This window comes from Alloyangia pacifica (assembly GCF_020524285.1).
GTDB lineage: Bacteria > Pseudomonadota > Alphaproteobacteria > Rhodobacterales > Rhodobacteraceae > Salipiger > Salipiger pacificus_B.
The window spans coordinates 351,665-377,776 of sequence record NZ_JAIVKX010000003.1 but is presented as its reverse complement, the minus strand read 5'-3'; the positions used below and the strand labels follow the sequence as shown (position 1 = coordinate 377,776).

The window sequence follows — 26,112 nt, the reverse complement described above, 5'->3', positions numbered from 1 at the left end:
GTCCCGGCTGGCTTACCCATGGCCCGACATGCCGTCAAGAAAGAGGCCACCATGGCGCATAACCACAATGTCTCGCCGTTCAATTCCATGCCGCCCGCGATCGTGGGGCTGGCCGTGGTCATCGTCGGGGTCGAGGCGGCCTTCTCGCTTGGCGCGCGCGGGCTGCTCGGCGGTCCCGGCGCGGTGGGCTGGCGGCTGGATGCGCTGCAGCGCTTCGCCTTCTCGAACGAGGTCTGGCACTGGATGCTGTCGAGCGGGCAGTTCCCGGCGCAGCACCTTCTGCGCTTCTTCAGCTACGCCTTCGTGCACGGCAGCTTCAGCCATGCGCTCTTTGCCGCGGTGATGCTGCTGGCGCTCGGCAAGATGGTCGGCGAGGCGCTTGGAACCGCGCGCACGCTGGCGATCCTCGCGGTGTCGTGCTTCGGCGGGGCGCTGGCCTATGGCTTCCTGAGCACGCCGGTGCCGCTGATCGGGGCCTTCCCGCCGGTCTACGGGCTGATCGGGGGATTCACCTACCTGCTGTGGCTGCGGCTGGGGCAGATGGGCGAGCAGCAGGCGCGAGCCTTTTCGCTGATCGGCATCCTGCTGGGGATCCAACTGCTGTTCGGCCTGCTTTTTGGCGGCACGCTCGACTGGGTGGCGGACCTCGGCGGCTTCGGGTCAGGCTTTCTGCTGACCATGGTGCTGGTGCCCGGCGGCTGGACAAGGCTGCGCGAGCGCCTGCGGCAGCGGCGCTGAGCGGCAATCTCGGAAGCCGCCTCAGAACATGTCGGCGGGCAGGATCGGCAGCGGGCGGGAGAACTTCCGCCCCGCAGCCTGCGGATAGGGCAGGATGAAGCCCTCGCGCTTCTCGGGCGGTTGCGCGGCATTGCTGAGCGCCGCCTGACGCCAGGTGCGGGCGCTGACCGGGTCGTGCCCGTTCAGGTGATCGCCAAGCCAGGTCTTTGCCAGCCGCCGCTGCAGCCCCTCCACCGCGTCCGGCTTGCGGAACAGCACCGAGGCCTCGGTATCCCAGCGCAGGCTGCGCCCGTTGAGGTTGGCCGAGCCGACCAGTCCCACCCGGTCGTCCACCAGCATCACCTTGGAGTGCACGTAGATCGGGCCTGAGCCGAGCAGGTCGGGCACCTCCTCGGGCGAGTCCTGCTGCTGGCCGGGCGAGACGATGGCAGCGCGGTCGCCGAAGGCCTTCTGCACGCGGGTGACCGCCTCGGTCTGCAGCGCGTGGCCGTGCCGGGTGTCCCAGCCGTCGTTGCCTTCGTAGAGCACGCGATCGGGGAAGGAGGGCATGAGCAGCACGAGTTGCAGGTTCGGGTTGCGGTCGCCGGCCTTTGCCAGCGCCTCGGCGACCGGGCGGTGCCGCAGGAACTGGGTCTCGATGTAGATGTAGCGCTGTGCCTCGCCGATCATCGCGATCGCCGATTTCTCGTGCTCGACGATGTCGGGCCGGGGCGAGAGCCGCGCGGCGCCGGCGCAGGGCGCCGAGAAGGTCCGCACGAGGCGCAGGTCGGCCGGCGCCTGCGGGCGCTTGCCGTTCCCGCGGCGCTCGGCGCGACCGGTCACGCAGGGCGTGTCGCAATCCAGCGCGGCGTTCCAGCAATCGTCGAAATGGCCGCGCAGGGCGGCGGAGAAATCCGCGTCGTCCACCTGCATCGACACGTCGTGCCAGGTCTCGTCGGCCGGGCGGTCGTGCTCGGGGGTGTCGAAGCGGCGCTCATTGATGTCGAGTCCCCCGATCACGCAGGACGTGCCGTCGGCGACGGCGAATTTCTGGTGGATCGTCACCGGGCGCAGAAGCACCGCGCCCTTCAGCACCGCGCGCTGCACGGGGGTGAGCGAGGTGTCCTCCTCGCGGCGCAGGTCATTGATGTAGCGGGCAATCCTGCCGCGCATCGCCCACCGCCAGAGCCAGCCGGCGTTCTGCCCGTGCGGGGCGCAGAGGATCTGCACGTCGCCGCTCAGGCGCTCGGCGAAGACCGAGGCCGAGCGCCAGGCGCTGCGGTGCAGCGTGGAGGTGAAGACCGGGTCGAAATCGGAGATGATCATCCGCAGGGTCACGCCGCGCCGGGCGACGTCGGCCAACAGGTCGGCCCAGTTTTCCAATCCCTGTTCGCGCAGTTCGGGGCTGCGCAGCTTGGTGCGGGGATCGAGAATGCGGAAGCTCATCACCAGTTCGTTCTGCGCGCCATGGCAGAGCCGTTCGAGGGCGGGGAAACCCTCGGCGGCGGTGATCAGCGATGTCAGCGTCATATGTCAGCCCTTGCGGCGAAATGCGGTTCTGAACTCGGACAGGCGGAAGGCCCCTACGGCCTGACCGGCGATCCCGTAAGACACGATGCCGACAACGATCAGACCGACGAGCGCAAGTCCCCGCCAGTAGCTTCTTTCAAGCAACGGCCCGAGGGCCAGCATGGTTCCCCAGAGAATCGCACCCATGATCACCGAGGCGAGACAGATGCGCAGGATGCGCTGCCGGAAACGGCTGTCGAAGCGGGCGACCTCGCCCAGCTTGCGCCCGCCCCAGGCGAGCTGCGCCACCATGGTCCAGGCGGCGACGGTGGTGGCGATGGCCGGGGCGTACCAGCCCAGCACCGGCGCGAGGCCGATGGCCAGAACCGCGTTCACCGCCATGCACCAGAGCGCGTAGTAGAACGGAGTTCGGGTGTCCTCCCGGGCGAAGAACAGCGGCTGCAGCACCTTCTGCATCACGAAGGCCGGCAGGCCGAGCCCGTAGATGGCGACGGCAAAGGCGATGGCCTGCGCATCCGAGACCGAGGTGGCGCCGCGCTGGAACAGCACCGAGACGATCGGGTAGGGCACCACGACCAGCGCCACGGCGGCGGGCACGGTCAGCGCCAGAGACAGCTCTCCCGCGCGGGAGAAGGCGTGGCGCGCGCCGGCGTCGTCCTGCGCCTTGAGGCGGCGCGAGAGGTCCGGCAGCAGCACGATGCCCACGGCGATGCCGACCACGCCGAGCGGCAGCTGGTAGAGCCGGTCGGCGGCATAGAGCCAGCCCACCGCCTTCTCGAAGGTCGAGGCGACCTGTTGGCCGACCAGCAGGTTGACCTGCATGACCCCGCCCGCCAGCGCGGCCGGGATGGCGACCCGCAGCAGCCGCTTCATGTCCTTGGTCCAGACCGGGCGGCCGGGGCGCAGGCAGATCCCGGCGCGCTCGGCGGCGATCCAGACCAGCGCCAGCTGCGCCACCCCCGCGAAGGGGATCGCCCAGACCAGCCATTCGACGATCTCGCCGCCGAGCAGCTTGCCGGCGACCATGGCGATGATCACGAAGATGTTCAGCAGGACCGGGGCCGCCGCGGCGGCGGCGAAGTGGCCGGTGGCGTTCAGCGCGCCGGAGAAGAGCGCGGCGAGGGAGATGAACAGGATGTAGGGAAAGACGATGCGGCCATAGCCGACCGTGAGGTCGAAGCGGGCGTCGCCCGCGAAGCCCCCGGCGGTGGCCCAGACCAGCGCCGGCATGAAGATCAGCGCCAGCGCCGAGATCACCAACAGCACGAAGGCCAGCCCGTTCATCGCATCGCTGCCGAACTTCAGCGGGTTCTCCTCGCCCTCGTACTTCTTGGAAAAGATCGGGACGAAGGCGGCGTTGAAGGCGCCTTCTGCAAAGAAGCGGCGGAACATGTTGGGCAGGCGGAAGGCGGCCACGAAGGCATCCATCACCGGGCCCGGCCCGATATAGGCGAGGATGAAGATCTCGCGCGCAACGCCCAGGATGCGGCTGGCAAGGGTCCAGAATCCGACCGTGAGGATGCCCGAAATCAGGCGGATGGGTTTCATGATGCTGCTGCCTCTGCACGTCTTCTTGCGGCCAGAGGTAGACTATCGCCGGGAGCCTAGGAAGGGGGCACGTCGGATGCACATCCTGCAAGCAGGCCGCGCGTACGCGGCGCTTTGCCGACCGCGGAGCCGGGCATCGCGGCGTCGCGGAACGGTTGCCGTTTGCCGGTAGGTCAAAACTCGAGTTGAATTTCCCCCGTCCTCGCCGCATGGCTTCGGGGTCGACGCGGCGTCGGGACCGGTTCGGCAAGTCGAGAGAAAGCCGTCATGTCCTTCATCTACTTCATCAACGGTCTGGTCTGCGTGTTCTTCGCGCTGCTCATGGCGGTGGTGGCGCTGCTCTTCCCGGGCACCGGCGGGACCTTCGGCATGTCGGCGGCGCTGGTGGGCATGGTCGGCGGCGGGGTGAGCCTGTCGACCTGGTCCGACTTCCACGAGCAGAACCGGCTGCTGACCTTCCTGCTGACCTCCTCGGTCTGGGTGACGGCGGCGGTGGCCGGGGCGGTGCCCTTGTGGATGTGGGGTCTGAGCCCGGTGGATGCGGTCTTCGAGGCCATGTCGGGCATCACCACCACCGGCTCGACGGTGATGAGCGGGCTCGACGAGACGCCGCGCGGGGTGATCCTCTGGCGGGCGCTGCTGCAGGGGGTCGGCGGGGTCGGCTTCATCGTCACCGGCATCGCCATGCTGCCATTGCTGCAGGTCGGCGGCATGCAGCTCTTTCGCACCGAGAGCTCGGACAAGGGCGAGAAGGAGCTGAACAATGCCGCCGCCTTCGCCTCGGCCACCCTGCGCATCTACCTCGGGCTGATGGCGCTCTGCGCCTTCGTCTACCTGGTGGGCGGGATGAGCCCCTTCGATGCGATCACCCACGCGATGACGACGCTCTCGACCGGCGGCTACTCCGGCTACGACGCCTCCTTTGGACATTTTACCAGCCCCTTCCTGCAATGGGCCTGCACGATCTTCATGCTGCTCGGGGCGCTGCCCTTTGCCTGGTACCTGCGCATCGTGCTGCGCGGGGTGATCCGCAGCGAGCAGGTTGCCGCCATGGTCAAATCGCTGATCGCGGTGATCACCGTGCTGACCGTCTGGCTGGTGGTCGACGAGGGCATGGCCCCCTTCGAGGCCGCCACGGCGGTGGCCTTCAACGTGGTTTCGGTGGTGACGACCACCGGCTATGCCACCACCGACTACACGCTCTGGGGGCCCTTCGCCGCCGTCGCATTCTTCCTGCTGACCGCCGTGGGCGGCTGCACCGGCTCGACCGCGGGCGGCGCCAAGGCGATGCGCTGGCTGCTCTTTGCCCGCGCGCTGAAGGCCAAGATGCAGACCATCCGCGCGCCGCATGCGGTCACCGCGATCCGCTACGAGGGCGCACGGGTGGACGAGGACGTGATGAAGGGGGTGATCAGCTTCATGATGTTCTACGGGCTGACCTTCGGCGGTTTCACCATCGTGCTCGACTTCTTCGGGCTGGATTTCGAGACCTCGGCCAGCGGTGCGCTGACCGCGCTGGCCAATGTCGGGCCGGGGGTGGGGCCGATCATCGGCCCGGCGGGCAACTTCGCCACGATGAGCGATCCGGTGAAGCTTGTGCTCTCCTTCGCCATGTACCTCGGGCGGCTCGAGATGATCACCGTCTACGTGCTGCTGACGCCGCTGTTCTGGCGCGAGGTCGGCGGTCTGCGGCGCAGCTGACACGAGCTGCGCGGGGGTGCCGTCGCTGGAGCGGCAGGAACACGCCAAGGGTGACGCAAATATTACCTCACGTTAGGCTTCGGTGGCGGCGTCTCAGATGCCGCCGATTCGCGTGATGATTGTGCGCGGGTGCGAGCGTTTCTGGAGGGATTTTCGATGCGGATTGCAACTGGCGGCGCGGCATTGCTGCTTGGGACTTTACTGGCTTCCGGCGGGGCGCTGGCGCAGGAGGTGGCCGACACGATCTATTCGGGCGGGCCGATCCTCACCATCGACGACGCGGCGCCCACCGCCGAGGCGGTGGCGGTGAAGGACGGGACGATCCTCGCTGTCGGGACGATGGAGGAGGTCTCGGCCCTGCAGGGCGAGGGGACCGAGATGTTCGACCTCGCGGGGCGCGCCATGCTGCCGGGCTTCGTCGACAGCCACGGCCACGTGGTGATGGGCGGCATCCAGGCGCTGTCGGCCAATATGCTGGCGCCGCCCGATGGCGATGTGACCGATATTGCCAGCCTGCAGCAGGGGCTGCGCGACTGGATCGCGGACAACCAGGACATCGTCGACTCGGTGAACCTGATCATCGGCTTCGGTTATGACAATGCGCAGCTCGCGGAACTGCGGCACCCGACCCGCGACGAGCTTGACGCGGTGTCCTCTGAGGTGCCGATCCTGATCATCCATCAGTCGGGGCACCTCGGCGTGGCCAATTCCAAGGCGCTGGAAATTGCAGGGATCACCGACGAGTCGGAAAACCCGCCGGGCGGGGTGATCCGCCGCGGCGACGACGGCTCGCCCAACGGGGTGCTGGAGGAATATGCCTTCTTCGGCACGCTGGTGCCGCTTCTGAGCCAGCTCGGCCCAGAGGGCTTCGAGGCCTTTGCCAAGGCCGGGGCCGAGATGTGGGCGCGCTTCGGCTACACCACCGGGCAGGAGGGGCGCTCGAGTGCCGGCAACGTCGCGGCGCTGAAGGCGGTCGATGCCAAGGGTGAGCTGCCGATCGACGTGGTGGCCTTTCCCGACGTGCTGGAAGCGCGTGATTTCATCGAAGCGAATGTCAGCCAGGCGTACGATGGGCGGGTGCGCGTGGGCGGCTGCAAGCTGACCATCGACGGCTCGCCGCAGGGCTTCACCGCGCTGCGCGACCGGCCCTACTACGATCCGGTCGGGGACTACCCGCCGGGCTACAAGGGCTATTCGGCGATCACCATGGAGCAGGTCAACGATGCGGTCGACTGGTGTTTCGGACATGATTTCCAGATCCTGACCCATTCCAATGGAGAGGGCGCCTCGGACATGCTGATCGCCGCGATCGGCGCGGCGGAGGAGAAATACGGGCCTCCGACAAACCGTCCCGTTCTGGTGCACGGCCAGTTCCTGCGCGAGGACCAGGTGGACAGCATCCAGGAACTGGGCGTCTTCCCCTCGCTCTTCCCGATGCACACCTATTACTGGGGCGACTGGCACCGCGATCACACCGTGGGGCCGGTGAATGCCGACAATATCTCGCCCACCGGCTGGGTGCGCGAGCGCGGCATGACGTTCGGCTCGCACCATGACGCGCCGGTGGCCTTCCCCGACAGCATGCGGATCCTCTCGGCCACGGTGACCCGGCGCACGCGCTCTGGCGACATCCTCGGCCCGGCGCAGCGGGTGAACGTGATGGACGGGCTGAAGGCGCTGACCATCTGGCCCGCCTGGCAGCATTTCGAGGAGGACCGGAAGGGCTCGATCGAGGTCGGAAAGCTGGCGGATTTCGTGATCCTGTCGGAAGATCCGACGGCCGTGGACCCCGAGACGCTGGCCGAGTTGCGGATACGGGTGACGATCAAGGATGGCGCGGTGATCTACGAGGCGCCGGAGGGCGAGCAGAAGACCGAACTGCGGGATCGGCCGTTCCTGGGCGATCCTGAGATGGGCCACGCGTTGCTCGACTCGATGTACGCGGCGATGAAGGCCGAGTGACGTCTCCGTCGCGTGGCTGGTCGCCAGGCGCAGACGCAAAGAAAAAGGCGCGGAGGGGTCTCCGCGCCTTTCCTCATTCCGGATCAGGCCGAGGCGTGGGCCTTGCTGCGGCCACCACCGCCGCCACCGCTGCGGCGGCCACGGCCCCCGCGCGAGCGGCGCGCGCCGCCGGGCTTGCCGGCGTTGCCCCCGGGCTTGCCGCCGCCGGGACGGCCGCGACCGCCGCCGGCGCTGCGCTGGCCGCGCGCCGGCTCTGCCGGGCGCTCGCCGCCGAGCGTGGTGATCTGCTGGCCGATCAGCTTCTCGATGCCGCGCAGGTCCGCCATTTCCTCGACGCCGCAGAAGCTCACGGCGCGGCCGTCACGCCCGGCGCGGGCGGTGCGGCCGATGCGGTGGACGTAGTTGTCCGCCACGTTCGGCAGGTCGAAGTTGTAGACGTGGCGCACATCGGGGATGTCGATGCCGCGCGCGGCGACATCGGTGGCCACCAGCACGCGCATCTCGCCCTTGCGGAAGGCGTCGAGCGCGCGGTTGCGCTGGCCCTGGCTCTTGTTGCCGTGGATCGCGCCGACGGCGAAACCGGCCTGGTCGAGCTTGCGCGAGAGCTTCTCGGCGCCGTGCTTGGTGCGGCAGAAGACCAGTGCCAGCTCATCGCGGTGATCGTCGAGCAGCCCGGTCAGGGTCTCGATCCGCTTCGGCGTCTCGACGAAGATCACCGACTGCTCGATCTTGTCGGCGGTCTTGCCCGGAGGGGCGACCTCGATGCGCACCGGATCGTTGAGGTAGGCGCTGGCGATCTCGTTCATCTGCTTCGGCATGGTCGCCGAGAAGAGCAGCGTCTGGCGCTGGCTCGGCAGGTCGCGGGCGATGCGGCGCAGAGCGTGGATGAAGCCGAGGTCGAGCATCTGGTCCGCCTCGTCGAGGACGAAATGCGTCACCTGGTCGAGCTTCAGCGCGCCGCGGTCCATCAGGTCGATGAGGCGGCCCGGGGTGGCGATCAGCAGGTGCGTGCCCTTTTCGAGCTTGCGCGACTGCACGTTGATCGAATTGCCGCCAACCACCAGCGTCAGGCGCAGGTGCGCGCCGGTGAGCACCGACGACAGCGTGTCGTGGATCTGTGCCGCCAGTTCGCGGGTCGGGGCGAGGATCAGCGCCTGCGCCGATTTCGGCGCGCAGCGCTGCTGGCTGGCGAGCAGGGCGTCGGCGATCGGCAGGCCGAAGGCGAAGGTCTTGCCGGTGCCGGTCTGCGCGAGGCCCATCACGTCGCGGCCGGCGAGGGCCTCGGGGATGGCCTGGGTCTGGATCGGGGTCGGCTTGGTCAGGTTCTGCTCGGCAAGGCGAGCGAGAAGGGCGGGGCGGAGCCCCAGCGTGTCGAATGTCATGAAAATCCTTTCGGGGAGGGCCGGGAGGGCCGTCGCCGTATGTGCGCCTTTGCGCGGGAGGAGATGTGCAGCGGACTGCGATTGGACGCACGGGCCGGATTGCCCGAGTGCCGTAATCGCAAGAACTCCTTCGCGAGGCCGGACCCATGGGAGGGTGCCAACGGCGGGAAATCTGGCATCGCAGGCGCGGGGCGTTTGGCCCCGGGCTGGTAAGGAACCGGCGATCACGAGGAGCTAGATGGGGGGAAAGCGCGCAAAAGTCAATGCGGGAGCGTGACGGGAGGGCATGCGCGGGCAACGGCCTATCGGGGTCGACACGATATTGGCCGTTGCAATTTCCGGCGGAACGGCGCATTTACGTCCCGCTACTGAATTTCGTTTCCTGATTCCTCCACGGCTCAGCATTCGACGTTGAGCCGCCAGGTCGCTGCGCTTTGTGGGCGACACAGATAGAGGAATACAACCATGGCAACTGGTACCGTCAAGTGGTTCAACACCACCAAAGGCTTCGGCTTCATCGCACCCGATGGTGGCTCGAAAGACGTTTTCGTGCACATCTCGGCTGTTGAGCGTTCGGGCCTCACCGGCCTCGCCGACAACCAGAAAGTGTCGTTCGACATCGAAGCAGGCCGTGACGGTCGCGAGTCGGCGGTTAACCTGGAACTGGTGTAAGCCAATCCTGACGGGGCTGAGGCCCTGCCGAGAAACACGAAAGAGCGGGCCTTTGGGTCCGCTCTTTTGCTTTGTGAGGCTTCTGCTTTTTGAAGCTTAGGGCGCAACGTGAGCTGGGCGGGCGCCCGCCCACCGGGACGGCGGTGTCCATCGGGCTCGACCCGACGGCGCCACAATGGACGACCGCTCGCCCGGCGGCGTCGCCTTGAGGCCGGGCGGATCGGGCCCGGACCTTACACCCCCGCCCGCTGCGCCCCCGCCGCGATGGCGTCGCGCAGCTTGCGTTCCAGCATCTTCTGCTTCGACGGGGTGAAGTACTTCAGCCCGAACATGTCCTTCACGTAGAAGGTGTCGACCACTTGCTCGCCGTAGGTCGCGATGACCGCCGAGACGATGTAGACATGGCTTTCCGACAGGGTCCGCGTCAGGTCGTAGAGCAGGCCGGGACGATCGCGCGTGTCGACCTCGATGATCGTGTAGATGTCCGAACCTTCGTTGTCGAAGCTGATCGAGGTGGGCACCTTGAACGCCTGCTCGCGCTTCTTCAGCTTGCCGCGCTGCTCGATCGCCTCGCGCGGGCGGACTTCGCCCATCAGCGTCTTGCGGATCATGTCGCGCAGGCGGGACAGGCGGGCCTCCTCGTAGGGCGAGCCGTCGGCGTCCTGGATCCAGAAAGCGGCGGTTGCATAGCCGTCCTTGGAGGTGAAGGTGCGCGCGTCGACGACATTGGCTCCGACCAGCGAGAGCGCACCGGCGAGCCGGGCGAAAATGCCCGGGTGATCTTGCAGCGCAAAGCAGGCGCGGGTGGCGTCGCGGTCCTCGTCGGGGTGGATGTCGATCTTGATCTCGTCATCCTGGATGTCGCGCAGCAGCCGGGCGAAGACCTCGTGCGCGGTGACATGCAGCCCCTGCCAGTAGGATTCGTAGTGCCGCCCGGTCTCGGTGCGCAGCGCCTTGGCATCCCAGTCCGAGAGCGCCTCGCGCAGCGCCTTCTTGGCCTCGTTGCCGCGGTTCTCGCGGTTGAGCGCCTCCATCCCGTCCTCGAGCCCGCGGCGGGTCTGGCGGTAGAGCGCGCGCAGCAGCGCCGCCTTCCAGTTGTTCCACACACCCGGGCCGACGCCGCGGATGTCGCAGACGGTGAGCACGGTGAGCAGGTCGAGCCGCTCGCGGGTCTGCACCGCCTTGGCGAAGTCGCGCACGGTGCGCGGGTCGGCGATGTCGCGCTTCTGCGCCATGTCGGACATCAGCAGGTGGTAGCGTACCAGCCATTCGACCGTGGCGCTCTCCTGCTTGCTGAGCCCGAGGCGGGGCGCCACCTTGCGGGCGATCTGCGCGCCGAGCACGGCGTGGTCCTCGTCACGGCCCTTGCCGATGTCGTGCAGCAGCAGGGCGGTGTAGAGCACTTTGCGGTTCACGCCCTCGCGCAGGATCTCGGAAGCGACGGGCAGATCTTCGGTCAGGTCGCCATGTTCGATCTGCGACAGGTTGCCGATGCACTGGATGGTGTGCTCGTCCACCGTGTAGCTGTGGTACATGTTGAACTGCATCATCGCCACGATCGGCTCGAACTCGGGGATGAAGGCGGCGAGCACGCCAAGCTCGTTCATCCGCCGCAGCGAACGCTCGGGGTTGCCGTGCTTCAGCAGCAGGTCCATGAAGATGCGCTGCGCCTCGCGGTCGCCCCGCATGTCGTCGTCGATGAGATGCAGGTTGGCCTTCACCAGCCGCATCGCGTCGGGGTGCAGCAGCAGGCCGGTGCGCAGCCCTTCCTCGAAGAAGCGCAGCAGGTTGATCTTGTCAGACAGGAAGGCGATCGGATCGACGATGGCCAGGCGGTTGTGCACCACCTCGTAGCCGTCCTTCACGTTGGGGCCGCGCTTGAACATGCGCAGCAGCAGCGGCGCGTCCTTCTGCTGCTCGGATTCCAGCGAGGTGAGGAAGATGCGGGTGAGATCGCCGGTCGAGGTGGCGTGGCGGAAGTAGTCCTGCATGAACCATTCCACCGCGCGCCGCCCGCCGCGGTCCGCGTAGCCCATGCGGTCCGCGACCTCGACCTGCATGTCGAAGGTCAGCTGCTCGACCGCGCGGCCCGCGGCGAGGTGCATGTGGCAGCGGGTGGCCCAGAGGAATTCCTCGGCGCGGTAGAAGGTGCGGTATTCCTCAGGTCGGAACACGCCGAGCCGCACGAGATCCTCGGTGTCGTCGGTGTGATGGACATACTTGGTGATCCAGTAGAGCGACTGCAGGTCGCGCAGCCCGCCCTTGCCCTCCTTCACGTTGGGCTCGACCACGTAGCGCAGCCCGTGCTTGCGGTGCCGCTCGGAGCGCTCCTCGAGCTTGGCCGCGACGAAGGCGCGCTCGGTGCCCTTGAAAAGGTCGTTCCAGAGCCTGTCCTCGAGCTCGTCCGCCAGCGGCTTGTGGCCGGTCAGGTAGCGGTGCTCGAGCATGGCGGTGCGGATGGTGAAATCCTCGGCGCCGAGCCGCAGGCAATCCTTCACCGTGCGCGAGGCATGGCCGACCTTCAGCTTCAGGTCCCAGAGCATGTAGAGCATCGACTCGATGACGCTCTCGGCCCAGGCGGTGATCTTGTGCGGGGTCAGGAACAGCAGATCGACGTCGGAGAAGGGCGCCATCTCGCCGCGCCCGTAGCCGCCGACGGCGAGCACCGAGAGCCGCTCGCCCTTGGTCGGGTTCGGATTGCGGTGCAGGTGCTGCGTGGCGACGTCGAAGCAGATGCGCACCAGACCGTCGGTGACCCAGGTGTAGGCATGGGTGACCGGGAAGGCATTGTGCGGCTGGCGGGAAAACTCCCGGGCGATGGTCTCGCGGCTGGCCTTGCTGGCTTCGCTCAGGATCTTCACCACCGCGGAGCGCACCGCGCCTTCGCCGCCCTCGTCGGGGAGGGCGGCGAAGACCCGGGCACGGATCGCGGCGATGTCGAAGATCTCCGTGGCCGGGGCGATCAGGTCGTCCGGCAGGATGTCAGGGGTGTCAGTAGCCGGCGCCGGAGAAACTGGAGGGGGCAGGGTCAAGAATCGTTACCTGGCTGTTCTGGATGGTGGCGACGGCAAGGCCACGCTCGTTGGTGCCGTCCGATTTCAGCCTGAATACACCGCCGGTGCCTTGGAAACCAGCGGCTTGCGTCAGGGCGCGGCCGGTGAGGGCATCGCTGCGGCCCTGCGCGACCAGCGCGCCGACCGCGGCGACGCCGTCGAAGGCGAGACCGGCCAGCGGGTGCGGCTCGGCGCCATAGGCGCCGCGATAGCGGGCGTTGAAGTTCCGCTGCATCGCCTGGTCGGGCATGGTGAACCACGCGCCCTGCGCGCCGGGGTAGGAGAAGAGCTGCGGCGCCACGTCCCAGCGGGTCAGGCCGATGTACTGGGTCACCGCCGGGTCGACGCCGGATTCCGGCATGATCTGCAGCAGCAGCGGCATAGCGGCATTGGTGGCGTCGGAGGTGATGAAGACCGATTGCGCGCCGCTGCTGCCGATAATGCCGCTCATCGATTGCGCGGTGCGGGTGACGCCCTCGACGCTGAGCTCATAGGGCTGCTCGGCCACCACCGACACGCCGTTGCGCGCGGCGGCCTGGTTGATCGCGGTGCGGCCGAACTCGCCGGGCACATCCTGCGAGTAGAGCACGGCGACGGAGTTCACGCCCCGCCGGGTGCCGAAGCCCATGAGGCGGTCGGCGGTATTGGTGAAGGTCGGGCCGAGGATGAACAGGTTGCCCCCGGCGATCGAGGCATTGTTGGAGAAGGCGAGCACGTTGACGCCCTCGTCGGCGACCACCTTCGAGGCTTCGACGGCGGCCTCGCCGCGCAGCGGGCCGAGGATGATCTGCGCGCCCTCGTCGACCGCGAGCTGCGCCTGGGCCGCGGCCTGGGCGGGCTGGCCGGCGGTGTCGTAGACCGCAAGGTCGATCTGCGCGTTGCCGAGATCGGCGATGGCGAGCCGCGCGGCATTCTCGAGGTCGCGCGCCACGGCCGAAGCCGAGGGGTCGGATTGTGGCACCAGCAGCGCCACGCGCACGGTCTGGCCGGGGTCGATGCTCGGGCCACCGCTGCCGGCGGAGCCGAGATCGGTCATGGTCGAGACATCGCAGGCGGCAAGCAGGACGCCGGTGGCAAGCACGGCGGCGGGGCGCAGCGCCTTGCGGGCGCGGGCGAAAAGGGCGAACATTGGTGGCTGGCTCCCTCGTTGACGCCCAAGCGGTTCTTCCGCATGAGCATTTGGGAGCAATCATAGTACAGCGGGGGATCGGGTCCAGTGATGAATCCCGAAAGAAGCGGTTTGGTGCCGGGGCTCTACCTGGTGTCCACGCCTATCGGAAACGCACGTGACATCACGCTGCGGGCGATCGACGTGCTGCGCGCGGCGGACGTGCTGGCGGCCGAGGACACGCGCAGCCTCAAGCGGCTGATGGAAATCCTCGGCATTCCGCTGGGCGACCGGCCTTGCCTCGCCTACCACGACCACAATGGCGCGAGGATGCGGCCGCGGCTGATGGCGCTCCTGGCGGAGGGAAAATCCGTCGCCTACGCCTCGGAGGCGGGCACGCCAATGATCTCGGACCCGGGGTTCGACCTCGCCCGGGCGGCGCGCGAGGAGGGGCACCTGGTGACCGCGGCGCCGGGAGTCTCGGCGGTGGTCACCGCCCTGACCCTGGCCGGCCTGCCGACCGACCGCTTCCTCTTCGCCGGCTTCCTGCCCAACGCCAAGGGGGCGCGCCGCAACGCGCTGGCCGCGCTGAAGCAGGAGGCGGCGACGCTGGCCTTTTACGAGTCGCCGAAGCGGCTGGGCGCGATGCTGGCGGATGCGGCGACGGCGCTGGGCGGGGACCGCCGCGCGGCGGTCTGCCGGGAGCTGACCAAGCGCTTCGAGGAGGTGCGCGAGGGCACGCTGGACGAGCTCGCCGAGGTCTACGCCGAGACGCCGCCGAAAGGCGAGATCGTGGTGCTGATCGGCAAGGGAAGTTCGGAGAAAATTAGCGAATCTGACCTAGAAGAGGAACTGCAGGCGGCGTTGGGCGAGATGTCGGTGCGGGATGCCGCCGACTACGTGGCACAGGCCAACGGCATCGCGCGCCGCCCGGTCTACCAGCTTGCGCTCAAGCTCGCGAAGGAACGGGGCTGAGGCAGGGAAGCGGTGCGGGGCCGGTCTTTGCGCAGTACCCGGTCTTCGCGCAGTGCAATGCGCGCGCACAGGGCGCGCGTACAGGGCGTGCACAGATGGGTCGAAACGTTTCGGGAAAGGGGCGCCATGTCGCTACATCCGACGCAGATGGAATTCGATTTTTCCCGCGCGGCTCCGGTTGGGGCGCCAATGCCGCCGCGCCGGGTCGCGGCGGAGCAGCACCGGCGGCGATCCCGCGGCGAAATGAGCTACTATGCGGGTCTCGCGGCCGAAGATGCGATTAAGCGGGACTATGAGCGGCGGAGTTACCCGCTGCTCCGGCAGCGCTGGCGCGGTCGCAGCGGTGAAATCGATCTGATCTTCCGGGACGGTGATGGGTTTGCCTTTGTCGAGGTGAAGGCAAGCTGGAGTTTTGACCAGGCTCTGGAGCATCTGGGCAAGCGGCAGATCCGCCGCCTGCAGAAAAGCGCGGAGGAATTCGTCGGCACTCAGCCGCTCGGCGCACTCAGCGACATGCGCTTCGATGTGGCGTTGATGGATCGTCACGGGATGATCCGGGTGATCGAGAACGCTTTCGGCCCCTAACCGCTGCGCTGGCGGGCCCCTGCCATTGCGCCTTGCGTGCCGCTGCGCCATGTATGGCCAAAGCCACGCGCGGAGACCGATATGAAGATCGCCTTTCAGATGGACCCGATCGGGTCCGTAAACATTAACGCAGACAGCACTTTTCGCCTCGCGGAAGAGGCGCAGGCGCGCGGTCACGAGCTGTTCTACTACGGGCCCGACGATCTTGCCTACGAGGAAGGTCGCATCACCGCGCGCGGCCAGTGGATGACGGTGCAGCGCGTGCCGGAGCAGCCGGCGATTCTGGGGCCGCGTGAGGTGGTCGATCTCGCCGAGGTTGACGTGGTCTGGCTGCGGCAGGATCCGCCCTTCGACATGCACTACATCACCACGACCCACCTGCTTGATCGGCTCGCTCCGGGCACGCTGGTGGTCAACGACCCGTTCTGGGTGCGCAACTCTCCCGAGAAACTGCTGGTGCTGAACTTCCCCGAGCTGACGCCGCCGACGACCATCGCGCGCGACCTCGAGACCATCAAGGCGTTCAAGGCTAGGCATGGCGACGTCATCCTCAAGCCGCTCTACGGCAATGGCGGCGCGGGCGTGTTCCGGCTCGATCAGAACGACCGCAATCTCGGCTCGCTGCACGAGCTGTTTACCGGCTTTTCACGCGAGCCATTGATCGTGCAGAAGTACCTGCCCGCGGTGAGCAAGGGCGACAAGCGGGTGATCCTCGTCGACGGCGAGCCGGTCGGCGCGATCAACCGCGTGCCGGCGGCGGGCGAGGTGCGCTCGAACATGCACGTGGGTGGCCGTCCCGAGGAGGTCGAGCTGACCGAGCGTGACCGCGAGATCTGCGCCACCATCGGCCCGGTGCTGAAGGAAAAGGGGCAGATCTTCGTCGGCATCGACGTGATCGGTGACTGGCTCACCGAGATCAATGTGACCTCGCCGACCGGGATCCAGGAACTTGAACGCTTCGACGGGATCAATGTCGCGGCAAAGATCTGGGGCGCGATCGAGGCCAAGCTGGCCTGAGCCCGGGCGGGGGCGGCGCGGGGTGAGCTGGCAGCTGGCGGCGCTCAATGCCGGGCTGCGGTGTCTGGCCAAGCCGCGGCTTGCCCGCACCCCGGGGCCCGAGGCGGCGGCGCGGGATCTCGCGCAGCACGCGCCGCTCTTCATGCGTCAGCCGATCCACCTGCTGCACCTACGGCGGCCCGGCGGGCTGCATTGGATCAGCGCCGGGCCCTGTGCCCCGCGGCGGGTGATCTTCTACATCCATGGCGGCGGCTACATCTCGGGCAGCCCGCGCACGCACCAGGGGGTGATGGGGCGGTTATCGCTACTTTCGGGCACCGAGGTCTGCGCGCCCGACTACCCGCTGGCGCAGGAGGCGCCCTTTCCGGCAGCCTTCGAGGCGGTCGCGGCCGGCTGGGGTCGGCTTCGGGGGCTCGGCTACGCGCCGGAGCAGGTGGTGCTGGCCGGAGACTCGGCGGGCGGCGGGCTGGCGCTGTCGCTGCTGTCGGTGCTCTGCGCGCGGGGCGAGGCGCCGGCGGGGGCGGTGGTCTTTTCGCCGTGGACCGACCTCGCGATGCACGGGGAAAGCTTGCGCCGCAATGCACGCGCCGATCCCTTCCTTCCGGTGGGGCGTATCTCGGAACTGGTGGAGGTCGTGGCGGGCCGGGCGGCGCGCGACGATCCGCGCCTGTCGCCGCTCTATGGCGCCTATCCGGACTGCCCACCCGTGCGCCTGTGCTGGTCGGACAGCGAGATCCTCTGCGATGACGGGGCGCGCATGGCAGCGCGCCTGCGGGCCGCAGGGGCCCGGGTCGAGGTCGAGACTCACCCGCGGGCGCCGCATGCCTGGCCGGTCTTCGATGGCTGGATCCCCGAGGCGCGCGCCACGTTACGCCGGGCCGGGCGCTTCGTTCAGGCGGTGCTGCGGGAGACCAGCCGGTAGCTCAGCGCCTCGGCGATCTGGGGACGGCGCAGCTCTTCCTCCCCGGCGAGATCGGCCAGCGTGCGGGCGACCCGCAGCACCCGGTGATAGCCCCGCATCGACAGCCCGAAGCGGTCGGCGGCGCGCAGCAGCAGGGCGCGACCCTCCGCATCGGGCGTGGCGATCTCGTCGAGCAGCCGGCCGTCGACGTCGGCATTGGTGCGGATCGACGGGTGCCGCGCGTAGCGCGCCGTCTGGAGGGCCCGGGCCGCGGCGACGCGGGTGGCAATGCTGGCGCTATCCTCGCCCGAGGGCGGCAGCGACATTTCCTCGAGCGTCACGGGCGGGACCTCGAGGCGCAGGTCGAAACGATCCATGAGCGGGCCGGAAATGCGCCCGAGGTAATCCTCGGCACAGATCGGTGCGCGCGAGCAGGCGCGGGCGGGATCGCCGGCCATGCCGCACTTGCAGGGGTTCGCGGCGGCGACCAGCAGGAAGCGGCAGGGGTAGGTAACGTGCGCGCTGGCGCGGCTGACTGTGATCTCGCCGCTTTCGAGCGGCTGGCGCAGGCTGTCGAGCACGTTGCGGGGGAACTCGGGCAGCTCATCCATGAAGAGCACGCCATTGTGTGCGAGGCTGATCTGCCCAGGCCGTGCGCTGCGCCCGCCGCCGGTGAGCGCCGCCATGGAGGCGGTGTGGTGTGGCTGCTGGAAGGGCCGGACCATAGACAGCCGCCCCTCGGCGAGCTCGCCCGCGAGGGAGCGGATCATCGCCGTCTCCAACGCCTCGGAGGCGCCCAGCGGTGGCATGAGACCCGGCAGGCGGCGGGCGAGCATCGATTTGCCGGTGCCGGGCGGGCCGGTGAACAGCAGGTGATGCCGCCCCGCCGCGGCGATCTCCAGGGCGCGCTTGGCGCGTTCCTGCCCGGTGACATCGCGCAGGTCGGGGGCTTGCGGCGCGCGGTCTGCCGGGCCGGGCCGTGCGGGCTCGAGCGGGCCGGCCCCGGTGAAATGTCGGATCGCCTCGGTCAGGTCGCGGGCGGCGAGGACGCGGCAGGCCTCGACCCAGGCGGCCTCGGGACCGCAACTGGCGGGGCAGAGCAGGCAACGCGATTCGGCGGCGGCGGTGAGCGCGGCAGGCAGTGCGCCGGGCACGGCAACCAGCGCGCCGTCGAGGGTCAGCTCGCCGAGCGCCACGGTTTCCGCCACCGTGTCCGCCGGGATCACTTCGAGCGCGGCCAGCAGGCCGAGCGCGATGGGCAGATCGAAATGCGAGCCCTCCTTGGGCAGGTCGGCGGGCGAGAGGTTCACCGTGATGCGCTTCGACGGCAGGGCGATGGCCAGCGCCTGCAGCGCCGCGCGGATGCGTTCGCGCGCCTCCGAGACCGCCTTGTCCGGCAGGCCGACCACGGCGAAGCCGGGCACGCCGGGGGTGACGGCGCATTGCACCTCGACAAGGCGCGCCTCGACCCCGTCGAAGGCGACGGTATAGGCGCAGGCCCCCATTTGCCGCGTGTCCCCCTGTCCGGACCGTTCTGGACCGTTTTCGCTTTTCTTGAGCGCAGGATGCCCGGTGGCTCTTGATAAAGGGTTAATCGGCGAGGAGCCGCGTGCGCCTGCTCGAAAGCCGCTGCGGCGCTTGACCCGCCGCACGGGCGATGCCGTCATGCCGGACGCCACGCCAAAGGAGAGGACATGCCCCGTCCCGCGATCACCTTTGTCCGCCTCACCGCGATCGACCCGGAGCGCATTGCCCGGCACATGTCCGACCCGCGGGTCGGCGAACACATGCCCCTGCTGCAGGGGCCGTGGGACATCGCGGCGGCGCAGGCCTTCGTGGCGGCCAAGGAGACCTGCTGGCAGCGCGACGGGCTTGGCCACTGGGCCTTTCTCGGGGATGGCGATTATCTCGGCTGGGGCGGCTTCCAGCGCGAGGGCGAGGAGTGGGACTTCGGGCTGGTGCTGCGGCCCGAGTGTTTCGGTCTGGGCCTGCAGATCGCGCGCGAGGCGCTCGACTTCGCGCGGCGTGATCCGCGCATTCCCTTCGTGACCTTCCTGTTGCCGCCGTCCCGGCGCCACCTCGGGCCGCTTGCCCGGCTGGGGGCGCAGCGGGTGGGCGAGGTGGATTACGCCGGCGCGCGCTTCCTGAAGTTCCGCCTCGAGACCGCCTCATCTAGGGTGCTCGGGCGGTGATCCGCCTGCACGGGCAGGCATCCACGCGCGAGCTGATGAAAAACTTTTGTAACGCTCTAGATCCAAAACTCGCAGGCAGGACGAGCGCGGGATTTCGGGGCCGCAAGGAGGTAAAGGCTTCGGAGTCAGCGGCTTGTGGGGTGGATGGCCACGGCTGTCGCGCGTCGAGACAGGGTCAGGACCAGGCCGCTGTTGTCGAAAACGACCTCTTCGGACGAGTTCCGAGGGGCGCGGATCTTCGCTTGTGCAAATTTCTCGGAAACCAAATCGCGTGACGCGTCGTTACTATACCAAAGAGTAACGAGGCCGGCGCGCCCGGCCCAGGCAACGGGGGCCACGCATGGCTTTGGACTCGACTTTCAACGATCAGACCCTCTCGCGCCGCGCCATGAAGGCGGAGCTGCTCGATGCGGAAACCGAGCTGCAACTGGCCTACGCGTGGCGCGACCAGCGCGACGAGCAAGCCCTGCACCGGCTCATCAACGCCTATATGCGCCTGGCGATTTCCATGGCCGCAAAGTTCAAGCGCTACGGGGCCCCGATGAACGATCTCGTTCAGGAAGCGGGGCTCGGCCTGATGAAGGCCGCCGACAAGTTCGACCCCGATCGCGGCGTGCGCTTCTCGACCTACGCCGTGTGGTGGATCAAGGCCTCGATCCAAGACTACGTGATGCGCAACTGGTCGATGGTGCGCACCGGCTCGACCTCTTCCCAGAAATCGCTGTTCTTCAACATGCGCCGCGTCCAGGCCCGGCTCGAGCGCGAGGCGTCGTCGCGCGGCGAGGTGCTGAACCGCAACGTGCTGCGCGAGATGATCGCCACCGAGATCGGTGTGCCGCTGCACGATGTCGAGATGATGGAGGGGCGACTCTCGGGCTCCGACTACTCGCTCAATGCGACGCAGAGCACCGACGAGGACGGGCGCGAATGGATCGACACGCTGGAAGACGAGGGCGAGCAGAGCTCGATGCTCGTCGAAGGCAAGCTCGACAATGCCCAGCTCCGTGAATGGCTGGTGTCGGCGATGACCTCGCTGAATGATCGCGAAAGGTTCATCGTCCGCGAGCGCAAGCTGCGCGACGAGACCCGGACGCTGGAAAGCCTTGGCCAGGAACTGGGTTTGTCGAAGGAGCGGGTGCGCCAGCTTGAGGCGGCGGCCTTCGCCAAGATGCGCAAGTCGCTTGAAGCGCAGTCGACCGAGGTGCAACACTTCCTCGCATGATGCGAGCCCTTGCCCTGACCCTGATCTCTCTCGCTGCGCCCGTGGCGGCGCAGCAAAATCCTGTCTCTCCGCAGGATGGCATATCCGCCCTCATGGGGGCGGATGTGGCGTTTCTCGGGGAAGTCCACGACAACCCCGCCCACCACGCGCGGCAGGCCGAACTGGTGGCGCAGATTGCGCCGGTGGCGCTGGTCTTCGAGATGCTCTCCCCCGCGCAGGCGGCGCAGGTGACGCCAGAGCTGATCGACGACGAGGCGGCGTTGGAGGCGGCGCTTGGCTGGAACGACAGCGGTTGGCCTGATTTCTCGATGTACTACCCGATCTTCGCGGCGGCCCCGGAGGCCAGGATCTATGGCGCGGAGCTGCCGCGCGAGGAGGCCCGGGCGCTTGGCGAGGGCGACCTGGGCAAGGTGTTCGGCCCCAGCGCGGGGTTCTACGGCCTCGACGAGCCGCTCGATCCCGAGGAGGACGCGGCGCGCCAGCAACTGCAGATGGCGGCCCATTGCAACGCGCTGCCGCTCGAGATGCTGCCGACCATGGTGGGCATCCAGCGCCTGCGCGATGCGCGGCTGGCGGAGACCGCGCTCGAAGCCTATGCCGATCTGGGCGGGCCGGTGGTGGTGATCACCGGCAACGGCCACGCGCGCAAGGACTGGGGCGCTCCGGCGCTGTTGGTGCGGGCGGCGGGCGAAGTGTCGGTGGCGGCGCTGGGACAGGGCGAGACCGCAGACGGCGAGGCCGGGCAGGGCGCACCTGACGGCGGCTTCGACCTGGTCGAGCAAAGCCCCGCCGCCGAGCGCGACGACCCCTGCGAGGATTTCGCGATGCCGCAGAGCAACTGAGCAACTGAGGGCGTGCCGCAATCCGGTACCCGCGACGTGGCAGGGCGGATTGAGTTTTCCCGGCGCGGCCTCTAACACTTGGGGCCGAAGGCGGGGCAGGCGGCCCCGATGGGCGAGGGGCGCGGCACCATGCTTTCCGGCAAGCGGATACTTCTGATCATCGGCGGCGGCATCGCGGCCTATAAGTCGCTGGAGCTGATCCGGCGGCTGCGCGAGCGCGGCGCCGCGGTGACCCCGGTGATGACCCGCGCGGCGGATGAATTCGTTACGCCGCTCTCGGTCTCGGCACTGGCAGGCGAAGAGGTGCACCGAGATCTCTTCGACCTGACCAAGGAAGCCGAGATGGGCCACATCCAGCTCAGCCGCGTCGCCGACCTGGTGGTGGTCTCCCCGGCGACGGCGGACCTCATGGCGAAGATGGCGCAAGGGATGGCCGGCGATCTGGCCTCGACGCTGCTCCTGGCCACCGACACGCCGGTGCTGATTGCCCCCGCGATGAACGTGCGCATGTGGCAGCACCCCGCCACGCAGCGGAACCTTGCGACTCTGGAGGGCGACGGCGTGCGGGTGGTCGGCCCCAACGACGGCGACATGGCCTGCGGCGAGTTCGGGCCCGGGCGGCTGGCCGAGCCGATGGAGATCCTCGCGGCCATCGAGGTGGCGCTGGCGGACGGGCCGCTCAAGGGGCGGCGGGTGCTGGTCACCTCGGGCCCCACCCATGAACCCATCGACCCGGTGCGCTACATCGCCAACCGCTCCTCCGGGGCGCAGGGGACGGCGATTGCCGAGGCGCTGCGCGATCTCGGGGCGGAGGTGGTCTTTGTCACCGGCCCCGCCGATGCGCCGCGCCCCACGGGCGTCGAGGTGATCGAGGTCGAGACCGCGCGCGAGATGCGCGCCGCCGTGCTGGCCGCGCTGCCGGCCGAGGCGGCGGTCTTTGCCGCCGCCGTCGCCGATTGGCGCATGGCCGCCGAGAATGGCTCGAAGATCAAGAAGCAGGCGGGCAAACTGCCGACGCTGGAGTTCGCCGAGAACCCCGACATCCTCGCCGAGGTTGCGCAGATGGCCGAGGGGCGGCCGGGTCTCGTGGTGGGCTTTGCCGCCGAGACGGACGACGTGGTCGAAAACGCCACCGCCAAACGGGCGCGCAAGGGCTGCGACTGGATCGTCGCCAATGACGTCTCGCCCGCGACCGGCATCATGGGCGGCAGCGAGAACGCCGTGGTGCTGATCTCGGACGGCGGCGCCGAAGAGTGGCCGCGCATGGGCAAACGGGCGGTCGCCGCGCAACTGGCGGAGCGCATCGCCGTGGCGCTTGGCGGCTGATCGGGACATTCACTCTCAGATGACAGCGCCGGTCCGCTGAGGCACGGCGCGCGACAAGGAAAGGACGAGCCGTGGTTTCTGTGGCGATGATGTGGGACGAAGGTGCGGACCGGGAGCTGGGGCTGCCGCATTATGCGAGCGCCGGGGCGGCGGGGGCGGACCTGCGGGCGAACTTCCCCGACCGGGGCGCGGTCGAACTGGCGCCGGGTGCGCGGGCGCTGATCCCCACGGGTCTTCGCATGGCGATCCCCGAGGGCTTTGAAGTGCAGATCCGGCCGCGCTCGGGGCTGGCGCTGAAGCACGGCATCACCCTGCCGAACACGCCCGGCACCATCGATTCAGACTATCGCGGCCCGCTCGGGGTGATCGTGATGAACGCCGGGCAGGAGAGCTTCACCGTGGCCCACGGCGAGCGCATTGCGCAGATGATCGTCGCGCCCGTGGTGCAGAGTGCCTTCGAACTGGTCGAGACCCTGCCGGAAACGGTGCGCGGCGAGGGGGGCTTCGGCTCGACGGGCACGCGCTGATGCTGCTGGTCCTGGCTCTTGCTGCGGCGATCTGGGGGCTTGGGCATCTGCTCGGGGCCTCCAGGGCGGCGCGGCACTACCTGCTGGGGCTGCTCTACGTGATCGTGCTGATGATCCAGGTCGCCCTGCCCGAGGGGCACGGTCTGCGGCAGGTCACCGGCGGCAGCCCGGCGCTCTGGCTGATCCTCGGCGGCTTCGTGGCGCTGGCGCTGGCCTATGCGCTGGTGCTGCGCCGGGTGAAGGCGCGGGCGCAGGCGGGGGAGGCGGCGCGGGCCGCCGAAGTGCCCGCGCGGCCCGGCCGCATGTCCGACAGCGAACTCGAACGCTATGCCCGTCACATCGTCCTGCGCGAGCTGGGCGGGCCGGGGCAGAAGAAGCTGCGGGGCGCGAAGGTGCTGGTAATCGGCGCCGGCGGGCTTGGCGCGCCTGCGCTGCAATACCTCGCCGCGGCGGGCGTGGGCACCCTCGGGGTGATCGACGACGACGTGGTGGAGAACGCCAATCTGCAGCGGCAGGTGATCCATACGGACGCGCGCATCGGCATGCCCAAGGTCTTCTCGGCGCAGGCCGCGATGGAGGCGCAGAACCCCTACGTCACGGTAAAGCCCTACCATCGCCGGATGGCGCCCGAGATCGCCGAGGAGCTGATCGCCGAGTACGACCTGATCCTCGACGGCACCGACGACACCGATACTCGCTACCTCGTCAACCGCGTGGCGGTGGCGCAGGGCAAGCCACTGGTCTCGGGCGCTCTGAGCCAGTGGGAGGGGCAGGTTTCGGTCTTCGATCCGGCGCGGGGCACGCCGTGCTACCAGTGCCTCTTCCCGGTTGCCGCGGCGCCGGGGCTGGCGCCGAGCTGCGCGCAGGCGGGGGTGCTCGGCCCGCTGCCCGGCGTCGTCGGCGCGATGATGGCGGTCGAGGCGGTGAAGCTGATCGCCGGGGCGGGCCAGCCGCTGCTGGGCGAGATGCTGATCTACGACGCGCTCTGGGGCGAGACCCGCAAGATCACCCTCAAACGCAAGGATGACTGCCCGGTCTGCGGCACTGCCGCTTGACCCCGCGGCGCCCGGCCCAGCCCGCGCTTGCCAAGTGCCTGCGCCTCGCCATACTGGCGCCACAACGAAATTCCGGAGAGGTTTCCTGATGTTCAAGCCCCGTGTTCTTGCGGCCGCCGCCCCGACGGTCACCGCCGCGATGCTCGCCGCCACCCCGCTTCTGGCGCAGGACCTGCCCGATCTGCAGGGGCGCGAGGTCGTGGTGGTCACCGAGAACGCCTACCCGCCGCTGCAGTTCGTCGATCCGACGAGCGGCGAGGCGATCGGATGGGAATACGACGCCATGGCCGAGATCGCCGAGCGGCTGAACATGACGGTCAGCTACGAGAACATCTCGTGGGACGCGATGATTCCGGCGGTGAGCGAGGGGCAGTTCGACATCGGCATGACCGGCATCACCATCCGCGAGGACCGCGCCGAGATGGTCGACTTCTCCGCCCCCTACATGCGCTCGGAAATGGTCATGCTGGTGCGCGGCGACGAGGACCGCTTCGACGATGCCGCCTCCTTCGCCGCCGACGAGGACCTGCTGATGGGCGCCCAGCCCGGCACGACGCCCTTCTACGTCGGCGTCTACGATGTGCTGGACGGCAACGAGCAGACCCCGCGCATCACCCTCTTCGAGACGTTCGGCGCCAGCGTGCAGGCACTGCGCGTGGGTGACATCGACCTCGTGCTGACCGACGGCACCGCGGGCGAGGGCTACGTGGCCTCCTCGGACGGGGCGCTGAAGATCGTCGGCGAGAAGCTCGGCTCGGAAGACTTCGGCTTCATCTTCCCCAAGGGCTCGGACCTCGTGGCGCCGGTCAACGCGGCGATCGCGGCGATGTCCGCCGACGGCACGCTGGACGCGCTGAACAAGACATGGTTCCTCGACTACAAGATGGGCGAATGAGCCTTTCGAAACCTTCTGCCGGGACCGCATGAAACCGCAGACCAAGAAAGACTTCCCCTGGTGGCTCGTCGCCACCGGGGTGCTCGGGCTCATGGCCTACGGCGCGGTGCTGACCGACGAGGTGCAGGCGCAGGTGCTGCGCACCCTGCTCAAAGGCGTGCAGATCACCGTCTTCGTCACCTTGGTGGGCTTCGCGCTGGCCACTCTGATCGGCATGGGCGTGGCGCTCATGTCGCTGTCGCGCAGCCTGGTCCTGCGGCAGATCGCCCGCTTCTACACGGAGATCCTGCGCGGCATTCCGATCCTCGTGCTGCTGCTCTACGTCGCCTTCGTGCTGGCACCGGGCATCGTGGCGGGCTGGAACTGGCTCGCTGCGCAGCTTGGGATCGAGCCGATCCGGGTGCGGGATTTCTCGCTGCTCTGGCGGGCGATCCTGGCGCTGACCATCGGCTACTCGGCCTTCATCGCCGAGGTCTTCCGCGCCGGTCTGCTGTCGGTGGACGAGGGCCAGATCGAGGCCGCCGAGGCGCTGGGTCTGAGCCGCTTCCAGGTGTTTCGGCTGATCGTCCTGCCGCAGGCGATCCGCACCATTCTGCCGCCGCTCGGCAATGATTTTGTCGCCATGGTGAAGGACAGCTCGCTGGTCTCGGTGCTGGGAGTGCTCGACGTGACGCAGCTCGGCAAGGTCACCGCGGCGGGCAACTTCCGCTACTTCGAGACCTACAACGTGGTGGCGCTGATTTACCTGACCATGACCATCACCCTGTCGCTGCTGCTGCGGCGGCTCGAGGCGCGGTTGCGCAACAGGCCCTGAGGGCGGTGCGCGTGGTGGGGGCGGGAGCCTCCGGCGGGGATATCTTCATCTGGACGAAGACCGGGGCGGCACGCGCGGTGGCGGCCCC

General features: G+C 68.6%; 22 protein-coding genes. 16 read left to right on the top strand and 6 right to left on the bottom strand.

Features of this window, described 5'->3' with window-relative positions:
- The first annotated feature begins 51 nt into the window (after positions 1–51).
- Positions 52–738 carry a rhomboid family intramembrane serine protease gene (locus LC039_RS05890; protein ID WP_226622395.1) on the top strand — a complete coding sequence of 229 codons (687 nt, stop codon included), beginning with the start codon at positions 52–54 and terminating at the stop codon, positions 736–738.
- A 21-nt stretch (positions 739–759) separates the two neighbouring features.
- Here LC039_RS05890 and LC039_RS05885 read toward each other — a convergent pair whose 3' ends face one another.
- Positions 760–2,247 (bottom strand): phospholipase D family protein, encoded by a 1,488-nt coding sequence (locus LC039_RS05885; RefSeq protein WP_226622143.1) that lies wholly within the window; start codon positions 2,245–2,247, stop codon positions 760–762.
- A 3-nt stretch (positions 2,248–2,250) separates the two neighbouring features.
- Positions 2,251–3,795, bottom strand: coding sequence for a murein biosynthesis integral membrane protein MurJ (gene murJ, locus LC039_RS05880; protein WP_226622141.1), 1,545 nt, complete (start codon positions 3,793–3,795; stop codon positions 2,251–2,253).
- 267 nt (positions 3,796–4,062) lie between these two features.
- Here murJ and LC039_RS05875 point away from each other — a divergent pair, with 267 nt between their 5' ends.
- Together LC039_RS05875 and LC039_RS05870 are read left to right on the top strand one after the other, a co-directional pair.
- Positions 4,063–5,496, top strand: a complete 1,434-nt coding sequence (locus tag LC039_RS05875; RefSeq protein ID WP_226622140.1) for a TrkH family potassium uptake protein — start codon at positions 4,063–4,065, stop codon at positions 5,494–5,496.
- A 156-nt stretch (positions 5,497–5,652) separates the two neighbouring features.
- Positions 5,653–7,458, top strand: coding sequence for an amidohydrolase (locus tag LC039_RS05870; RefSeq protein ID WP_226622138.1), 1,806 nt, complete (start codon positions 5,653–5,655; stop codon positions 7,456–7,458).
- A gap of 83 nt (positions 7,459–7,541) precedes the next feature.
- Here the strand turns inward: LC039_RS05870 and LC039_RS05865 are convergent, their stop codons facing one another.
- A complete protein-coding gene (locus LC039_RS05865; RefSeq protein ID WP_226622136.1) occupies positions 7,542–8,840 on the bottom strand; it encodes a DEAD/DEAH box helicase in 1,299 nt (432 codons plus the stop codon).
- A 465-nt stretch (positions 8,841–9,305) separates the two neighbouring features.
- Between LC039_RS05865 and LC039_RS05860 the strand changes: the two genes are divergently transcribed.
- Positions 9,306–9,512 carry a cold-shock protein gene (locus LC039_RS05860; protein WP_066102486.1) on the top strand — a complete coding sequence of 69 codons (207 nt, stop codon included), beginning with the start codon at positions 9,306–9,308 and terminating at the stop codon, positions 9,510–9,512.
- A 233-nt stretch (positions 9,513–9,745) separates the two neighbouring features.
- Here the strand turns inward: LC039_RS05860 and LC039_RS05855 are convergent, their stop codons facing one another.
- Together LC039_RS05855 and LC039_RS05850 are read right to left on the bottom strand one after the other, a co-directional pair.
- Positions 9,746–12,544 (bottom strand): [protein-PII] uridylyltransferase, encoded by a 2,799-nt coding sequence (locus LC039_RS05855; RefSeq protein ID WP_226622130.1) that lies wholly within the window; start codon positions 12,542–12,544, stop codon positions 9,746–9,748.
- Positions 12,504–13,694 carry a penicillin-binding protein activator gene (locus LC039_RS05850; protein ID WP_226622128.1) on the bottom strand — a complete coding sequence of 397 codons (1,191 nt, stop codon included), beginning with the start codon at positions 13,692–13,694 and terminating at the stop codon, positions 12,504–12,506. Before LC039_RS05850 ends, LC039_RS05855 begins: the two co-directional genes overlap by 41 nt.
- Before the next feature lie 90 nt (positions 13,695–13,784).
- Between LC039_RS05850 and rsmI the strand changes: the two genes are divergently transcribed.
- The 4 genes from rsmI (at position 13,785) to LC039_RS05830 (ending at position 17,172) form a co-directional block, all read left to right on the top strand.
- Positions 13,785–14,648, top strand: a complete 864-nt coding sequence (gene rsmI / locus LC039_RS05845) for a 16S rRNA (cytidine(1402)-2'-O)-methyltransferase (RefSeq protein ID WP_226622127.1) — start codon at positions 13,785–13,787, stop codon at positions 14,646–14,648.
- 189 nt (positions 14,649–14,837) lie between these two features.
- A complete protein-coding gene (locus LC039_RS05840) occupies positions 14,838–15,233 on the top strand; it encodes a YraN family protein (protein ID WP_226622394.1) in 396 nt (131 codons plus the stop codon).
- A gap of 81 nt (positions 15,234–15,314) precedes the next feature.
- Entirely contained in the window at positions 15,315–16,250 is a 936-nt protein-coding gene (gene gshB / locus LC039_RS05835; protein WP_226622125.1) for a glutathione synthase, read from the top strand.
- Between the two features lie 22 nt (positions 16,251–16,272).
- Positions 16,273–17,172: an alpha/beta hydrolase gene (locus LC039_RS05830; RefSeq protein WP_226622123.1), complete on the top strand. Its 900-nt coding sequence runs from the start codon at positions 16,273–16,275 to the stop codon at positions 17,170–17,172.
- On the opposite strand, the gene LC039_RS05825 is transcribed toward LC039_RS05830, so the two are convergent.
- Positions 17,142–18,656: a YifB family Mg chelatase-like AAA ATPase gene (locus LC039_RS05825; protein WP_226622122.1), complete on the bottom strand. Its 1,515-nt coding sequence runs from the start codon at positions 18,654–18,656 to the stop codon at positions 17,142–17,144. The genes LC039_RS05830 and LC039_RS05825 overlap by 31 nt on opposite strands.
- 189 nt (positions 18,657–18,845) lie before the next feature.
- Here LC039_RS05825 and LC039_RS05820 point away from each other — a divergent pair, with 189 nt between their 5' ends.
- The 8 genes from LC039_RS05820 (at position 18,846) to LC039_RS05785 (ending at position 26,024) form a co-directional block, all read left to right on the top strand.
- Complete coding sequence (locus LC039_RS05820; RefSeq protein WP_226622120.1) at positions 18,846–19,343, top strand: GNAT family N-acetyltransferase; 498 nt, start codon at positions 18,846–18,848, stop codon at positions 19,341–19,343.
- Positions 19,344–19,683: 340 nt separating this feature from the next.
- Positions 19,684–20,565, top strand: coding sequence for an RNA polymerase factor sigma-32 (locus LC039_RS05815; protein WP_226622118.1), 882 nt, complete (start codon positions 19,684–19,686; stop codon positions 20,563–20,565).
- Entirely contained in the window at positions 20,562–21,407 is an 846-nt protein-coding gene (locus LC039_RS05810; protein WP_226622116.1) for a ChaN family lipoprotein, read from the top strand. The genes LC039_RS05815 and LC039_RS05810 overlap by 4 nt, the downstream gene beginning before the upstream one ends.
- 129 nt (positions 21,408–21,536) lie before the next feature.
- Positions 21,537–22,733: a bifunctional phosphopantothenoylcysteine decarboxylase/phosphopantothenate--cysteine ligase CoaBC gene (coaBC, locus tag LC039_RS05805; protein ID WP_226622392.1), complete on the top strand. Its 1,197-nt coding sequence runs from the start codon at positions 21,537–21,539 to the stop codon at positions 22,731–22,733.
- A gap of 89 nt (positions 22,734–22,822) precedes the next feature.
- Positions 22,823–23,260 carry a dUTP diphosphatase gene (gene dut, locus LC039_RS05800; protein WP_226622115.1) on the top strand — a complete coding sequence of 146 codons (438 nt, stop codon included), beginning with the start codon at positions 22,823–22,825 and terminating at the stop codon, positions 23,258–23,260.
- Entirely contained in the window at positions 23,260–24,315 is a 1,056-nt protein-coding gene (locus LC039_RS05795; protein ID WP_226622113.1) for a HesA/MoeB/ThiF family protein, read from the top strand. Before dut ends, LC039_RS05795 begins: the two co-directional genes overlap by 1 nt.
- A 139-nt stretch (positions 24,316–24,454) precedes the next feature.
- The gene (locus LC039_RS05790; protein ID WP_226622391.1) at positions 24,455–25,210 is read left to right on the top strand and encodes a transporter substrate-binding domain-containing protein; all 756 of its coding nucleotides are present in this window, start codon (positions 24,455–24,457) and stop codon (positions 25,208–25,210) included.
- A gap of 28 nt (positions 25,211–25,238) precedes the next feature.
- Entirely contained in the window at positions 25,239–26,024 is a 786-nt protein-coding gene (locus LC039_RS05785) for an amino acid ABC transporter permease (RefSeq protein WP_226622111.1), read from the top strand.
- Positions 26,025–26,112 lie beyond the last annotated feature (88 nt).

What these genes read in the sequence shown, in the direction of transcription:
- LC039_RS05890 (WP_226622395.1), top strand. Translation starts at nt 52, where the DNA reads ATGGCGCATAACCACAATGTCTCGCCGTTCAATTCCATGCCGCCCGCG.
- LC039_RS05885 (WP_226622143.1), bottom strand. Translation starts at nt 2,247, where the DNA reads ATGACGCTGACATCGCTGATCACCGCCGCCGAGGGTTTCCCCGCCCTC.
- murJ (WP_226622141.1), bottom strand. Translation starts at nt 3,795, where the DNA reads ATGAAACCCATCCGCCTGATTTCGGGCATCCTCACGGTCGGATTCTGG.
- LC039_RS05875 (WP_226622140.1), top strand. Translation starts at nt 4,063, where the DNA reads ATGTCCTTCATCTACTTCATCAACGGTCTGGTCTGCGTGTTCTTCGCG.
- LC039_RS05870 (WP_226622138.1), top strand. Translation starts at nt 5,653, where the DNA reads ATGCGGATTGCAACTGGCGGCGCGGCATTGCTGCTTGGGACTTTACTG.
- LC039_RS05865 (WP_226622136.1), bottom strand. Translation starts at nt 8,840, where the DNA reads ATGACATTCGACACGCTGGGGCTCCGCCCCGCCCTTCTCGCTCGCCTT.
- LC039_RS05860 (WP_066102486.1), top strand. Translation starts at nt 9,306, where the DNA reads ATGGCAACTGGTACCGTCAAGTGGTTCAACACCACCAAAGGCTTCGGC.
- LC039_RS05850 (WP_226622128.1), bottom strand. Translation starts at nt 13,694, where the DNA reads ATGTTCGCCCTTTTCGCCCGCGCCCGCAAGGCGCTGCGCCCCGCCGCC.
- rsmI (WP_226622127.1), top strand. Translation starts at nt 13,785, where the DNA reads ATGAATCCCGAAAGAAGCGGTTTGGTGCCGGGGCTCTACCTGGTGTCC.
- LC039_RS05840 (WP_226622394.1), top strand. Translation starts at nt 14,838, where the DNA reads ATGCCGCCGCGCCGGGTCGCGGCGGAGCAGCACCGGCGGCGATCCCGC.
- gshB (WP_226622125.1), top strand. Translation starts at nt 15,315, where the DNA reads ATGAAGATCGCCTTTCAGATGGACCCGATCGGGTCCGTAAACATTAAC.
- LC039_RS05825 (WP_226622122.1), bottom strand. Translation starts at nt 18,656, where the DNA reads ATGGGGGCCTGCGCCTATACCGTCGCCTTCGACGGGGTCGAGGCGCGC.
- LC039_RS05820 (WP_226622120.1), top strand. Translation starts at nt 18,846, where the DNA reads ATGCCCCGTCCCGCGATCACCTTTGTCCGCCTCACCGCGATCGACCCG.
- LC039_RS05815 (WP_226622118.1), top strand. Translation starts at nt 19,684, where the DNA reads ATGGCTTTGGACTCGACTTTCAACGATCAGACCCTCTCGCGCCGCGCC.
- LC039_RS05810 (WP_226622116.1), top strand. Translation starts at nt 20,562, where the DNA reads ATGATGCGAGCCCTTGCCCTGACCCTGATCTCTCTCGCTGCGCCCGTG.
- coaBC (WP_226622392.1), top strand. Translation starts at nt 21,537, where the DNA reads ATGCTTTCCGGCAAGCGGATACTTCTGATCATCGGCGGCGGCATCGCG.
- dut (WP_226622115.1), top strand. Translation starts at nt 22,823, where the DNA reads ATGTGGGACGAAGGTGCGGACCGGGAGCTGGGGCTGCCGCATTATGCG.
- LC039_RS05795 (WP_226622113.1), top strand. Translation starts at nt 23,260, where the DNA reads ATGCTGCTGGTCCTGGCTCTTGCTGCGGCGATCTGGGGGCTTGGGCAT.
- LC039_RS05790 (WP_226622391.1), top strand. Translation starts at nt 24,455, where the DNA reads ATGCTCGCCGCCACCCCGCTTCTGGCGCAGGACCTGCCCGATCTGCAG.
- LC039_RS05785 (WP_226622111.1), top strand. Translation starts at nt 25,239, where the DNA reads ATGAAACCGCAGACCAAGAAAGACTTCCCCTGGTGGCTCGTCGCCACC.